Here is a 13,324-nt window from a genome sequence, read left to right as displayed (position 1 = left end):
GTTGGGTTGGTGAAATCTTCATCCCGTCGCATTAGGTGCCGACGGGATGACTTCTCCCGTTTTCCTGACCGTCGATACGGAATTGATGTGGCGCCATCACAGCGATGGCCTGGCCGGGGCGGAGATTTTCGCGCGTTCGCTGGAACCGGCGGGCGTCGGGGTGTCGTATCAGCTTGAGGTGCTCGCGCGGCATGGGCTGAAGGCATGCTTCTTCGTCGATCCGATGCCGGCGTTGACCTTTGGCCTCGCGCCCGTCCGGGCGATTGTGGAAACGATTTTGGCGGCCGGGCAGGAGGTGCAACTCCATTTGCATCCGAACTGGACCGCCGCTGTGGCAGGCGACAAGGGCGTAAGCGCCGCGCGATTCGAACTCATCGAATATAGCCTGGCCGAACAGCGCGCGCTGATTCGCGGGGCGACCGAGTTGCTTGTCGCGACCGGCGCGCCGCATCCGATCGCGTTTCGCGCGGGATCGTATAGCGCCAATGCGGATACGCTTTGCGCCCTTGCCGAGCTCGGCTTCGTCTATGACGCCAGCCACAATGGCGGCGAGCATCCTTGGCCGAGCGCGATCGACCTCCCCGCCGCGCAGATCGCACCGCTGCGCCATCGCGGTGTGATCGAGGTGCCGGTGACGCTGATCGAGGAGAAAGCGGGTGCTCTGCGCAACTTCCAGATCTGCGCGCTGTCGGCGGGCGAAATGCGCGCAGCCCTCGACCATGCGCTCGACCGGCACCATGCGGCGGTGACGATCGTCAGCCACGGCTTCGAGCTCGCCAACCGCGCGGGCACGCGGCCCAATGCGGTGCATGTCCGCCGCTTCGAAGCGTTGTGCGCGTTGCTCGCCGAACGCGCGACCGAACTGCCGACGATGCATTTCGCGGATCGCCCGGCGCTGCGGCTTGGGCAATATGACGTTCCGCTCGGCCCCGATCCACTGCGCACGCGCTGGCGTCAGGCCGAGCAATTATGGTCCAACATGGTCGCGGAACGGGCGGCGTGAACGGGGCGGAACCGCTGCCCCTGCGGTTCCAGATCGGCGCGCGGACGCTGGCCGCGGTGGAGCGGTACCTGGTGCGCGTGCCGCTGTCGCTGGGGCAGGTGCTGGATGGGCAACCGCCGGTATTGCCGCCGCTGGCTGCCCAGGCGCACGGCTATCTCATCACCTCCGTGCCCGCTGCGCAGTGCGATGTCGTAATGGCGGCAGCACCCGGCATGATCGCGCAGGTGCGGCAACGCTATACGCGGCATTATGCCGATCTCGGCATCGGGTTCGACGCGTATCAGGCCGCGCTGTCGGGCAACACGCGCTCGGGCCTGAAGCGCAAGACGCGGCGCGTGATGGAGGTGTCGGGCGGCCTGCTCGACGTGCGGCGGTTCCGCACGCCCGAGGAGATGCAGCGCTTCCACGACATTGCGCGCGGCATTTCGCGGCGCACCTATCAGGAGCGTTTGCTGGGCGGCGGTCTGCCCGACGACGCGCCGTTTCTGCAAAGCCTGCGCGCGCTGGCGGCGGCGGATTCGGTACGCGCGTGGCTGCTTTATATTGCCGGGGAGCCTGCCGCCTATCTCTATTGCCCGGTCGTGGCGGGGACGGTGCGCTATGACCATGTCGGGCACGATCCGGCGTTCAACGATCTGTCGCCGGGCGGGGTGCTGATGCTGGAAGCGATGCGCGATCTTTATGCGGAGCCGGGCCTCACGCAGTTCGATTTCACCGAGGGCGACGGCCAGCACAAGCGCAGCTTCGCCACGGATGGGGTCGCTTGTCTTGACCTGCTGCTGCTGCGCCCCTCGCTCGCCAATCGCGCGACGATGCTGGCGCTCGGTGTGTTCGACCGCAGTGCGGCGTGGGGCAAGCGCGCCGTCGCGCGGCTGGGGCTGGAGGCGCTGGCGAAGCGGGTGCGGCGGTAGGGGGTGGTGTGCAGCGATTGAGGGACGGGATGAGCCGACAGAATATGGCATGTAGGGGTGATGCCGGACTGCGGAATTTCTGGTTCCGTCCAATAGCGGACGTGCGACGTATGTGCTCCAAGGCTCTCATGCGCAGATCAACATATGTAACAGTCACGTCCGCGACGTTAGTGATAATGTCGCTGATTGGTGGCTGTAACCGGCCCATTTCAGATGCAGAGAAGCTCAGAGCGATCCGAGCTGAGGCTTATGGGTTGATGAAAACGGACCCGCCCGAAAAGCCGAGAAGCTGGAAAAAAGTCCCGAAAGAACAATGGCCGCTGGCTATTGCAGGTCTTCACCCGGCCGATGTCACGGTTCACACGTGGGGCGTCGATATTATGACCAACGCATATTTTGATGGCGGCTACGGCTATCAGGTGCCGCTCAGCAAGGCCGACCTCCCAATGCCTCCAGCCTGCTATTCGGAGCCTGCGCGAGGTGTGTTCTGGCATAATCCGTGCTGACGGCAGCTAACCACCAATCTAAGCCAAATCCCCAATCACCAATCCCCCATTGCCACACCAAAGCTGGCGAAAACCCGCCCCCGCGTTACACCGCCGCCATGCATCTCCGCGTCGAAGCCCTGATCCTCACCATCCGCCATCATGGCGAGCATGGCGCGATTGTGCGGGCGCTGACCGCCGAGCATGGCTTGCAGGCGGGCTATGTGCGGGGTGGGCGCTCCAGTCGTAATCGGCCGATTCTGCAACCGGCCAATCGCGTGATCGGCGAATGGCGCGCGCGCACCGATGACCAGCTTGCCAGCCTGAGCGTGGAACTCGTCACCAGCCGCGCGCCGCTTTATGCCGAGCCGCTGCCCGCCGCCGCGCTCGATTGGGTGACGACGCTGACCGCCGCCGCCTTGCCCGAGGCGCAACCCTATCCACGGCTCTATGCAGCGCTCGACGGGACGATCGTGGCGGTCGAATCCGCGCCCGCCGCGCGCGGCTGGGCGCTGGCGCTGGCGCGGTATGAACTGCTGCTGCTGGCGGAGCTTGGCTATGGGCTGGAGCGCGATATGCTGCCGACCGCGCTGACCACGGGTGTTGCGCCCGATTGGGACGATATTCTTGCCGCACTGGCGCTCACTGGCGACGCGCTGGAGCGGCAAATCCTGGTCGATCGGCGCGCCGCGACGCTCGATGCGCGGGCGCGGCTGGTCGATCGGTTGAAAAGGGCGGTTGCGTGAGGCGCTTCGCCTCGGCATTGCCCTGCGCAGCATAAGGGAGCACGCCTGTGGCACTGATCGCACTTCTCGCCGGAGACGGCATCGGCCCCGAAGTCACGCATGAGGCGCGCCGCGTGCTCGAAGCGCTCGACCTCGGCCATGAATTCGAGAGCGCGCCGATCGGTGGTGCGGCCTATCGCCAGACCAGCCACCCGCTACCGCCCGAAACGCTCGCGCTGGCCAAACGCGCCGACGCGATCCTGTTCGGCGCGGTCGGCGATCCCGAGATGGACGGGCTGGAGCGCGCGCTTCGGCCCGAACAGGCGATCCTGGGCCTGCGCAAGGCGCTCGGCCTGTTCGCCAATTTGCGCCCGGCCAAGATGTTTCCGGGGCTGGAGGACGCCTCTGCACTCCGCCCGGAAGTGGCGCGTGCGATCGATCTGGTGATTGTGCGCGAGCTGACCGGCGACGTCTATTTCGGCGATAAGGGCCGCAGCATCACGCATACCGGCCTGCGCGAAGGCCATGACCTGATGCGCTATGACGAGGTCGAGGTCGCCCGCATCGTCCGCGTCGGTTTCGAGATGGCGCAGCGCCGCAAGCGCATCCTCACTTCGGTCGACAAGGCCAATGTGCTGGAAACTTCGCAACTGTGGCGCGAAGTCGTCAATGAGATCGCGCTCGATTATCCCGATGTGAAGCTGACGCACATGTATGTCGACAATGCCGCGATGCAGCTGGTGCGCAACCCCGGCGCGTTCGACGTGATCGTGACGGGCAATCTGTTCGGCGACATCCTGTCCGACCAGGCGAGCATGTGCGTCGGCTCGATCGGGATGCTGCCCTCGGCCTCGCTCAATGAGTGGCAGGGGACGTGCGGGCTGTATGAGCCGATCCACGGCTCGGCACCCGACATTGCGGGGCAGGGCAAGGCCAATCCGTGCGCGGCGATCCTGTCGGCGGCGATGCTGCTGCGGCACTCGCTGGCGGATGAAGCCTCGGCGCAGCGGATCGAGGCGGCGGTGATCGCGGCGATCGCGGACGGTGCGCGCACGCCCGATCTGGGCGGAACGCATTCGACAGCGGCGATGGGCGACGCAGTACTGGCTGCGCTCAAATGAACGAAGCGCTGGAACTCGCAGTGGTCATCCCGACCTTCAATGAACTGCGCAACGTTCCAGTGTTGATCGCCAAGCTCGACGCGGCGCTGGCCGGTCGACGCTGGGAAGCGATCTTCGTCGATGACGACAGCCCCGATGGCACCGCGCAGGCGGCGCGCGATCTTGCCCTGCGCGATGCGCGGGTACGCGTGATCCAGCGGATCGGGCGGCGCGGCCTGTCCTCGGCGTGCATCGAGGGGATTTGCGCGACTGCGGCACCGGCGGTCGCGGTGATCGATGGCGATTTGCAGCATGACGAGACGCTGCTGCCGCAGATGCTCGATGCCTTGCAGGCGGATGGCGCGCTCGATCTGGTGATCGGATCGCGCTTCGTCGCGGGCGGGGGTACGGGCGATTGGGATCAGGATCGCGTGGCCAAATCGGCGCTGGCGACGCGGCTGTCCCGCTATGTGCTGAAGGCCGACCTTAGCGATCCGATGAGCGGTTTCTTCATGATCCGCACCGCTGTGGCGCGCGCGCTGGTGCCGGGCCTGTCGGCGATCGGCTTCAAGATCCTGCTCGACATCATGACCGCGAGCCCGCGTCCGCTGAAATTCCTCGAATTGCCTTATACTTTCCGCCTGCGCAGCGAGGGGGAGAGCAAGCTCGACCATGTCGTGGCGATGGAGTTTCTGATCGCTTTGTACGATCGGCTGTTCGGGCGGATCGTGCCGGTGCGGTTCGTGATGTTTTCAGGGATTGGAGCGCTGGGCGCGCTGGTCCACCTGACGGTGTTATGGGCGCTGTTCCGCGCGGAGGGGCTGAACTTCCTGGCCGCGACGATCGTCGCGACGGGCGTTGCGATGACCTTCAACTTCTTCCTCAACAATGCGCTGACCTATCGCGAGCGGCGGCTGAAGGGCGTGCGGCAATTGTTCGATGGCTGGGTGTCGTTCTGCCTCGTCTGCGCGGTTGGCGCGGCGGCCAATGTCGGGGTCGCGGCGTTCCTGTTCAGCGTGCAGCACGGAGCGTGGGCGGCCCCCGCGCTGGCGGGAATCGTGGTGGCGGCGGTGTGGAATTATGCGCTGTCGTCGCGCTTCGTGTGGGGGCGGTATTAAAGTCGTTTTCGCCCAAGCACGATCATCCATGGTCCGTTCGGGCTGAGCTCGTCGAAGCCCCGCCGCACAAGCAACGGTGCCCCTGCGGAGGCGGCCCTTCGACAGGCTCAGGGCGAACGGGGAAAGGGACAGCCTCTAAACCCAGCTCGGAAACCACGTCCAGAAATGGAAGGCGTTGGGCCCCCATAACGGCATTGCCGATAACACCGGATAGAAGAGCGCGAACAGCGCGACGACCAGCAGCAGGAAGCGCGCATCCCAGCGCTTGCCGCGCGCGAAATGATCGAGTGACACCGCCAGCGCGACGCACAGGAAGATGCTCGGCAGATAGTAATAATAGAAAAAGCCAAGCGATTTCGGGATGATCGCCCAGATCACATAGCTGCCCAGCCATAGCCCCGTCGCCGCCAGTAGCGCGGGCGCGCGTGTCCGCCACCAGCCGTACAGGCACGCCGCTACCGCAACCAGCCCGCCCCACAGCACCGCCGGATTGCCGACCAGCAGCACCCCGCGCTGCGCGCTATCCACGCGTTCGTACAGATACCAGATCGGTCGGACCATCACTGGCCACGTCCACCACGCCGATTGATAGGGGTGGTGCGGCAGGACTTGCGTTTGCTGGCCGTACATTTGCATTTGAAAGGGCAGCAGCTTGGCGACCGTCATCGGCTGCACCGTGTAGAAAAAGGCAGGGGCGAAGGTCGCGAAATAGGTCGCGATGCTGACCGTTCCCAGCACCAGAATCGCCGGGATCGCCGCCATCCCCGGCCAGTGTCGATGGACGCCGCCGATCGGGCGGGCGTTGAGCGCGGCATAAACCGATCGCCCCCCACGCCGCGCATCGCTCAGCCGCACCATAACAAAGGCAATCGCGGCATAAGCAACGAACGGTGCGGCGATCCATTTCGCGGCAACGGCGAGACCGAGCAGCACGCTCCCCAAGATCCAGCGCGACCATGCCGTCCCGCTCGACTCGGCGCGCATCGCCCACAGCAAGGCGGCGATGCCGAGCACGGTGAACGCGGCCATATAGCCATCGAGCATCGCGATCCGCGCCTGGATGAACACCGTGCCGTTGAACAGGACGAACAACGCGCCGAACAGTGCCGGGCGCACCCGCCCAAGCATCAGCCACAGAATCGCGAACACGCCGAGCACCGTCGCTGTGCCCGCCAGCGTCGAGAAGAAGCGCCATCCCAGACTATTGTCGCCGAACAGCAAAATACCGCTCGCGATGATCTCCTTGGCGAGCAGGGGGTGTTCGATATTCACTGGCCCGCTCAGCGCGATCAATTGCCGTGCGGCGGGCACGTAATGCACCTCGTCGAACATCACTTTGGTCGGCACGGTCAGGCGAAAGCAGAACAGCGCTTGCGACAGAACCGCCAGCAACGCGGCGGCACGATAGGGACTGGGTTGGTTGGCGTTCACGCGCGCCTCTATCCGTCTTCGCTACGGTGCTTTCAAGGGAGTGCGGATTGCTCCCACGCGAATCGCCCCATTGACGCGCGCCCCCCGCGCCCGGCAAAGCGTGCCCCATGAAACGTCGCACCGGCCAGGACCAAAGCATCACGCGCCAGTGGCGCCCCGCAACGCAAGCCGTGCGTGGCGGCACCGCGCGGAGCGAATGGGGGGAAACCTCCGAGGCGCTGTTCCTCACCTCGGGCTATGCCTATGACTGCGCGGCCGATGCGGCGGCGCGCTTCGCCGGTGATCAGGTCGGCATGACCTATTCGCGGCTGCAGAACCCGACGGTCGAGATGCTCGAAGCGCGCATCGCCTTGCTTGAAGGGGCCGAGGCGTGCCGCACGATGGCGACCGGCATGGCGGCGATGACCGCAGTGTTGCTGTGCCAGCTCCAGACCGGTGACCATGTCGTGGCCGGGCGCGCGGCGTTCGGATCGTGCCGCTGGCTGGTCGATACGCTGCTGCCCAAATTCGGCATCGAGACGACCGTCGTCGATGCGCGCGACCCGCAGGCTTTTGAGGATGCGGCCAAGGCCAACACCAAGGTGTTCTTCTTCGAAACCCCCGCCAATCCGACGATGGACATTGCCGATCTGAGCGCGATTTGCGGCATCGCCCGCGCGCGCGGCATCACCAGCGTGGTCGACAATGCCTTTGCCACGCCCGCGCTACAGCGGCCGATGGAGTTCGGGGCCGACGTCACCGCTTACAGCGCGACCAAGATGATGGACGGGCAGGGGCGCGTGCTGGCAGGTGCGGTGTGTGGCACCGAGGATTTCATCACCAACACGTTGTTGCCCTTCACGCGCAACACCGGGCCGACGCTCAGTGCGTTCAATGCCTGGGTGGTGTTGAAGGGGCTGGAGACGCTCGACCTGCGCATCCGCCGCCAATCGGAAAATGCGCTGAAGGTCGGTCGCTTCCTCGAGCCGCGCGTGCCGCGTATCCTGCATCCGGGCTTGCCGAGCCACCCGCAGCACAATCTGGCGATGCGCCAGATGGACGCGTGCGGGCCGATCTTCGCGTTCGAGGTCGAAGGGCGCCAGCAGGCGCATGGCCTGCTCGATGCGCTTCAACTGGTCGATATTTCCAACAATATCGGCGATTCGCGCTCGCTGATGACGCACCCCTCCTCCACCACCCATTCCGGCGTCGCCGAAGACAAGCGGCTGGAAATGGGCGTGACCGAGGGGCTGCTGCGGCTGAACGTTGGTCTCGAAGACGCTGACGACGTGATCGAGGATCTCGATCGCGCGCTGACGGCGGTGGGCTTATGACGGGGCGGCGGTCGTGAAGGCGCTGTTCCCGTACGTCGCGGAGACGCGCGGGGTGATCGTGCGCGTCGCGGTCAGCTTCCTGCCCGAACAATCCGAGCCCGAGCGTGGCCGGTGGTTCTGGGCCTATCATATCCGGCTCGAAAATGCCGGCCCGCAAGCGGTGCAATTGCTGACGCGGCACTGGATCATCACCGACGGTCGCGGGGCGCGGCATTCGGTCGAAGGCGAGGGCGTGATCGGCGAACAGCCCTTGCTCGCCCCCGGCGAAAGTTTCGATTACGTCTCGGGCTGCCCGCTCTCGACCTCGACCGGGTCGATGTTGGGGAGCTATCACATGATGGGCGAGGACGGCTCGGGCTTCGATGTCGAAATCCCCAAATTCGCGCTGATCGCGCCGGCGGTGGGGGCATGAAGCGCACGCACCTCCCGCTCAACGGCATGCGCGTGCTCGATGCCGCCGCGCGGCACCTGAGCTTTACGCGCGCCGCCGACGAACTGGCGGTGACGCCGGCTGCCGTGGGCCAGCAGATCCGCGCGCTGGAGGATACGCTGGGCGTGGTGCTGTTCCGCCGGACGACCAAGGGGCTTGAGCTGACCCCCGAGGGCGAGGGCGGGCTGGCCGCGCTGCGCGAGGGCTTTTTGCAGTTTGAGGAAGCCGTGCGTGCGATGCAGGCCGGGCAGACGAGCAAGTCGCTGACCATCGCCGCACCGCGCGATTTGACCGAAAAGTGGCTGATGCCGCGTCTGGCGGACATTGCGCGCAGCGACGCCGAAATGCGCTTCGTGCTGATCTCGTCCGACACCTTCGGGACCAGCGGCGCGATCGATTTCACCGAGGCCAATCTCGATCTGGCGATTCGCTGGGGCGATGGCCCGGGGGAGCATGAGGGCGAGCCGATCGCCTCGGCGGGTATGATTACTGTCGAGCGTGCGGGCGGCGGGATCGACACGCGCATCGCCTGGCCCGGCTGTGTCGACGATGCCGCCGAATCGCTGGTGCATGTCGGTGATGCCGGGCTGGCGCTCGATGCTGCGGCGCAGGGGCTGGGGCGGGCGACCGTGCCCGAATTGCTGGCAGCAGGCGATCTGGCCTCGGGCCGTGTGGTCGCCGTCGGCGAGGCGCGTCCGTATCGGCTGGGCTATTGGCTGGTCGCGCCGCTGCCGCAGTGGCGGCAGAAAAAGGTCAAGACGCTGGTCGAGGCGCTGACGGCATGAGGCCGATCCCGGTGCTCGACACCGGTCGGTTGCGCCTGCGCGAACGGACTGTGGAGGACGCGGAGGCGCTGTTCCCCAGCTATGCCGATGTGGAGGCGATGACCTATTGGTCGCACGCGCCGCACATTTCGGTCGAGCAGACCCGCGCGAAATTTGCAGAGCCGTCTGTCGAGTGGCGCGCCTGGGCGATCACGCTTGCGGGCGAGGATCGCGCGATCGGTTTCGTCGCAGTCGGCGAGAAGCGGCCCGGCGTTTCCGAGATCGGCTATATGGTAGCGCGCGCGCAGTGGGGCCGCGGCATCGCACGCGAAGCGGTGAGCGCGGTGCTCGATCAGCTGCTCCGCGTCGAAGGGCAGCGCCGTGTCTTTGCCGATACCGACCCCGAGAATGCTGCGTCGAACGGCTTGCTGAAGGCGCTTGGCTTCACGCTGGAAGGTCGGCTGCGCGAAGAGTGGGAAACGCATCTCGGCGTGCGCGACACCTTTTTGTGGGGCTTGCTCGCCAGCGATTGGACCGCGCGATGACCCCGGCTCTGCCACCCCCCAACCTCAACGACCCCGCCGAGCGCGCCGCCTATCAAAAGGAACTGCGCATGGTCACGCGACCGATCCGCTGGATGGGTGTCGCGCTGGCGATTGTCGGCGCAGTGCTAGCGGGCCTACGCGCGCGGTACTGGCCGCAAATGCCGATGATCCTGCCGCTGTTCCTGATCGGCATGGCGGTGTTGCATGTGCTGGCGGGGGTGGTGGTGCGGATGAAATACCACCAAGCGCGGATGGGCAGATAACGCGCTTCAACCGCCTTTGGCGTCATCGCGAGACAGGTCAACCATTTCAATTTTTGGAGCAGGCGAGCGTACCCGCATCCGCGATCCGGTGACTGTGGTCCAGGCCGCAGTGAAGGAATACCGTTCGACTCTGAAGAAGCCTGGACTGTCGGGCGCGAGCGGGGCGTAACGTCGTCCCGCTATCGCTGTGAGGATCGGCTTGACCCAATCTCCCGAGAGCGCGGAGCTCTTGCGCAGTACCTCGGTCTCGCTGACTTTTCCGTCGGCACTGATGAGGAAACTCACGTCAACCCACTGATTATCGAAGTCATCCATGGCGAGTTTGTTGAGGGTGGTGCCGCTTGCGCCCTCGCGGCCCGAGAGCTGGCGCTGCTCGATCTTCGGCGCATACAGCAGGACGGGGACGGCACCACCTGTGGCGACGGCGCGATATTCCGCGACAAGGCGGTCTACAGCCCCGGTATCGCCATGCTGGACTGCAATATTTGCCTTGAGCAGCTTTGCCGCTTGTACGAACGGAGCAAGCTCCGGCTCACCCCGCGCGATGAGTCGATTGGTGGCGTTTAGCGCGTCTGAATAATAGGGGCTCGATTTGCCTTTGGACAAAGCGGCGTACAGGCGTGCCTCCCTGAGGAGAGCAAATCCCTCGCTGTTTGACTGATGAACCGCATGGGCATGTTTGGCCACGTCTTGATAAAGATTGATAGCGTCATCGGTATCGCCGGTCTTGGCGTAGCTATCGCCCAGCTCGAGCTGGGCGTTTAACACGCGCGGATCGGATGGAGGCAGTCCCGCTTTCAGCGCGGTCACCACTTGGATGGCACCACTGCGATATGCGGTTTCCTCGCCTAGATGCGCCGCCACTCGGGAATTGGCGCGCAGTAGGTCGGAGACGGGAACCGGATATTGCTTGGCGAAGCGGCGGTTGCGCCCGATCGAAGAGAGCATCGTCGCGCGGGCCGATTTGTAGTCCCCCGCCACGAACTCGGTCTCCGCGAGGGCCAAGGTCGCGGCGATATCCTTGTCCGGCGGGCAGTGTTGATCGAGGCAGGCCCGCAGCGAAGCCTTTGCGTCATTCAGGGAGATGCCGGTCACGACAATGTCGGGTCCGGTGGTGGCCGCCGTCGTTGAGTCCTTCGTTTGTGCGAATGCCGGAGTGCCTATTACGGCCAATAGCAGGCACACTGTATCAAGACGGGGCATGAAAAACTCCGACGCAGATTCTATATGCTCAAAGCTTACGCGTCGATCGCGTCTTCGTCCATCCGTGCGGCATTTTCCTGAATGAAGGCAAAGCGGTGCGCGGGGTTGGTGCCCATCAGCCGGTCGACCAGGTCTTTTACCACCGCGCGTTCTTCATATTCCTGCGGCAAGGTGATGCGCAGCATCGCCCGCGACTTCGGGTCCATCGTCGTTTCACGCAGCTGCATCGGGTTCATTTCGCCGAGACCCTTGAAGCGCCCGATTTCGACCTTCTTGCCCTTGAACTCGGTCGCCTCCAGATGCGCGCGGTGGGCGTCGTCCATCGCGTACAGGCTCTTGGTGCCTGCCGTCAGGCGGTAGAGCGGCGGCTGCGCCAGATAGACGTGGCCCGCGCGCACGATTTCGGGCATTTCCTGGAAGAAGAAGGTCATCAGCAGCGTGGCGATATGCGCGCCGTCCACGTCTGCGTCGGTCATGATGACGACGCGTTCGTAGCGCAAATTGTCCGCCACACAGTCCTTGCGCGTGCCGCAGCCGAGCGCCTGGATAAGGTCGGCGATTTCCTGGTTGGCATGGATCTTGGCCGAGGTGGCCGAGGCAACGTTGAGGATCTTGCCGCGAATCGGCAGGATCGCCTGCGTCTTGCGGTCGCGTGCCTGCTTGGCCGAGCCACCGGCCGAATCGCCTTCGACGATGAAGATTTCGGTGCCCTCGGGGCCGTTGGACGAACAATCGGTGAGCTTGCCGGGCAGGCGCAGCTTGCGCGCGCTGGTCGCGGTTTTGCGCTTCACTTCGCGCTCGGCCTTGCGCGCAAGGCGTTCGTCCATGCGCTCGATGACATAAGACAGCAGCGCCTTGCCGCGCTCCATATTGTCGCTGAGGAAATGGTCGAAATGGTCGCGCACCGCGCGCTCGACCAGCGTCGCGGCCTCGGGCGACGTCAGGCGGTCCTTGGTCTGGCTCTGGAATTGCGGGTCGCGGATGAAGACCGAGAGCATCAGCTCGCTGCCGGTCATGATATCCTCGGGCGAAATGTCCTTGGCTTTTTTCTGGCCGACCAGATCGCCAAAGGCGCGGATGCCCTTCACCAGCGCGGCGCGCAGCCCCGCTTCGTGCGTGCCGCCATCGGGGGTGGGGATGGTGTTGCAATACCAGCTATACGATCCGTCGCTCCACAGCGGCCAGGCGACGGCGCATTCGACGCGGCCCGCTTCGCCGGGGAAATCCTGGCGGGTGACGAAGAAATCGGTGGTCGCGCACTCACGCCCCGCAATCTGTTCGCGCAGATGATCAGCCAGGCCGCCGGGGAATTGGAACACGGCCTCTGGCGGGGTGTCGTCGGTGATGATGCCGGGCGCGCATTTCCAGCGGATTTCGACGCCCGCAAACAGATACGCCTTGGAACGGGCGAGCTTGTACAGCCGCGCGGGCTTGAAGTGCATGTCCGCGCCGAAAATTTCGGCATCGGGCACGAAGCTGACCGAGGTGCCGCGCCGGTTGGGGGCGGCGCCGACATGCTCCAGCGGCCCGAGCGTCTCGCCGCGCGCGAAACGCTGGCGATACAGTTCGCGGTTGCGCGCGACCTCGACGATCGTGTCGGAGGACAAAGCGTTGACCACGCTGACGCCGACGCCGTGCAGGCCGCCCGAGGTCGCATAGGCCTTGCCATCGAACTTGCCGCCCGAGTGCAGCGTCGAGAGGATCACTTCCAGCGCCGATTTGCCCGGGAATTTCGGGTGCGGATCGACCGGGATGCCGCGGCCATTGTCGATGATCACCAGTCGGTTGCCGGGGTGCAGCTCGATCTCGATGCGCGTGGCATGGCCCGCCACGGCCTCGTCCATCGCATTGTCGAGCACTTCTGCGGCGAGGTGATGATAGGCGCGCTCGTCGGTGCCGCCGATATACATGCCCGGCCGCCGCCGGACGGGCTCCAGCCCCTCCAGCACCTCGATCGACGAGGCATCGTAATCGGTCATCGGCTTGGGCGTGGCGGCGAACAGGTCTTCTGGCATGAGGCGGCTATACGGCGC

General features: G+C 65.2%; 14 protein-coding genes. 11 read left to right on the top strand and 3 right to left on the bottom strand.

All coding sequences use genetic code 11. The features are described 5' to 3' along the window. Positions 1-46 precede the first annotated feature (46 nt). The 6 genes from ACP7BY_RS03035 (at position 47) to ACP7BY_RS03010 (ending at position 5,342) form a co-directional block, all read left to right on the top strand. Positions 47-1,003 carry a polysaccharide deacetylase family protein gene (locus ACP7BY_RS03035; protein ID WP_137903112.1) on the top strand — a complete coding sequence of 319 codons (957 nt, stop codon included), beginning with the start codon at positions 47-49 and terminating at the stop codon, positions 1,001-1,003. Further along, positions 1,000-1,914: a GNAT family N-acetyltransferase gene (locus tag ACP7BY_RS03030; protein ID WP_171010580.1), complete on the top strand. Its 915-nt coding sequence runs from the start codon at positions 1,000-1,002 to the stop codon at positions 1,912-1,914. Before ACP7BY_RS03035 ends, ACP7BY_RS03030 begins: the two co-directional genes overlap by 4 nt. A 176-nt stretch (positions 1,915-2,090) precedes the next feature. Further along, positions 2,091-2,420: a hypothetical protein gene (locus ACP7BY_RS03025; protein ID WP_126847004.1), complete on the top strand. Its 330-nt coding sequence runs from the start codon at positions 2,091-2,093 to the stop codon at positions 2,418-2,420. Between the two features lie 98 nt (positions 2,421-2,518). Beyond that, positions 2,519-3,145 (top strand): DNA repair protein RecO, encoded by a 627-nt coding sequence (recO, locus tag ACP7BY_RS03020; protein ID WP_033964315.1) that lies wholly within the window; start codon positions 2,519-2,521, stop codon positions 3,143-3,145. A gap of 47 nt (positions 3,146-3,192) precedes the next feature. Then, a complete protein-coding gene (leuB, locus tag ACP7BY_RS03015; RefSeq protein WP_033964316.1) occupies positions 3,193-4,245 on the top strand; it encodes a 3-isopropylmalate dehydrogenase in 1,053 nt (350 codons plus the stop codon). Then, on the top strand, positions 4,242-5,342 hold the full coding sequence (locus ACP7BY_RS03010; protein ID WP_033964317.1) for a glycosyltransferase: 1,101 nt from the start codon (positions 4,242-4,244) through the stop codon (positions 5,340-5,342). Before leuB ends, ACP7BY_RS03010 begins: the two co-directional genes overlap by 4 nt. Positions 5,343-5,477: 135 nt before the next feature. Here ACP7BY_RS03010 and ACP7BY_RS03005 read toward each other — a convergent pair whose 3' ends face one another. After that, positions 5,478-6,773 (bottom strand): phospholipid carrier-dependent glycosyltransferase, encoded by a 1,296-nt coding sequence (locus ACP7BY_RS03005; RefSeq protein ID WP_231564991.1) that lies wholly within the window; start codon positions 6,771-6,773, stop codon positions 5,478-5,480. A 107-nt stretch (positions 6,774-6,880) separates the two neighbouring features. Here ACP7BY_RS03005 and ACP7BY_RS03000 point away from each other — a divergent pair, with 107 nt between their 5' ends. Genes ACP7BY_RS03000 through ACP7BY_RS02980 form a run of 5 tightly spaced genes read left to right on the top strand, consistent with a single transcriptional unit; the run spans position 6,881 to position 10,088 of the window. Next, entirely contained in the window at positions 6,881-8,086 is a 1,206-nt protein-coding gene (locus ACP7BY_RS03000) for a trans-sulfuration enzyme family protein (protein WP_033964319.1), read from the top strand. Between the two features lie 13 nt (positions 8,087-8,099). Further along, positions 8,100-8,498 carry a Co2+/Mg2+ efflux protein ApaG gene (gene apaG, locus ACP7BY_RS02995; RefSeq protein ID WP_033964320.1) on the top strand — a complete coding sequence of 133 codons (399 nt, stop codon included), beginning with the start codon at positions 8,100-8,102 and terminating at the stop codon, positions 8,496-8,498. Then, complete coding sequence (locus ACP7BY_RS02990) at positions 8,495-9,301, top strand: LysR family transcriptional regulator (protein ID WP_033964321.1); 807 nt, start codon at positions 8,495-8,497, stop codon at positions 9,299-9,301. The genes apaG and ACP7BY_RS02990 overlap by 4 nt, the downstream gene beginning before the upstream one ends. Further along, complete coding sequence (locus ACP7BY_RS02985) at positions 9,298-9,825, top strand: GNAT family N-acetyltransferase (RefSeq protein ID WP_033964322.1); 528 nt, start codon at positions 9,298-9,300, stop codon at positions 9,823-9,825. Before ACP7BY_RS02990 ends, ACP7BY_RS02985 begins: the two co-directional genes overlap by 4 nt. Beyond that, positions 9,822-10,088 carry a hypothetical protein gene (locus tag ACP7BY_RS02980; protein WP_171010581.1) on the top strand — a complete coding sequence of 89 codons (267 nt, stop codon included), beginning with the start codon at positions 9,822-9,824 and terminating at the stop codon, positions 10,086-10,088. The genes ACP7BY_RS02985 and ACP7BY_RS02980 overlap by 4 nt, the downstream gene beginning before the upstream one ends. Positions 10,089-10,094: 6 nt before the next feature. Here the strand turns inward: ACP7BY_RS02980 and ACP7BY_RS02975 are convergent, their stop codons facing one another. Both ACP7BY_RS02975 and parE read right to left on the bottom strand, forming a co-directional pair. After that, positions 10,095-11,291 carry a tetratricopeptide repeat protein gene (locus tag ACP7BY_RS02975; protein ID WP_137903113.1) on the bottom strand — a complete coding sequence of 399 codons (1,197 nt, stop codon included), beginning with the start codon at positions 11,289-11,291 and terminating at the stop codon, positions 10,095-10,097. Positions 11,292-11,326: 35 nt separating this feature from the next. Next, positions 11,327-13,306, bottom strand: coding sequence for a DNA topoisomerase IV subunit B (parE, locus tag ACP7BY_RS02970; protein WP_137903114.1), 1,980 nt, complete (start codon positions 13,304-13,306; stop codon positions 11,327-11,329). Positions 13,307-13,324: the final 18 nt, after the last annotated feature.

It is taken from the genome of Sphingomonas sp. PSPC2-2 (genome assembly GCF_049897725.1).
Lineage (GTDB): Bacteria > Pseudomonadota > Alphaproteobacteria > Sphingomonadales > Sphingomonadaceae > Sphingomonas.
The sequence above is the reverse complement of the archived record's forward strand: the minus strand, read 5'-3'. Positions and strand labels throughout refer to the sequence as shown.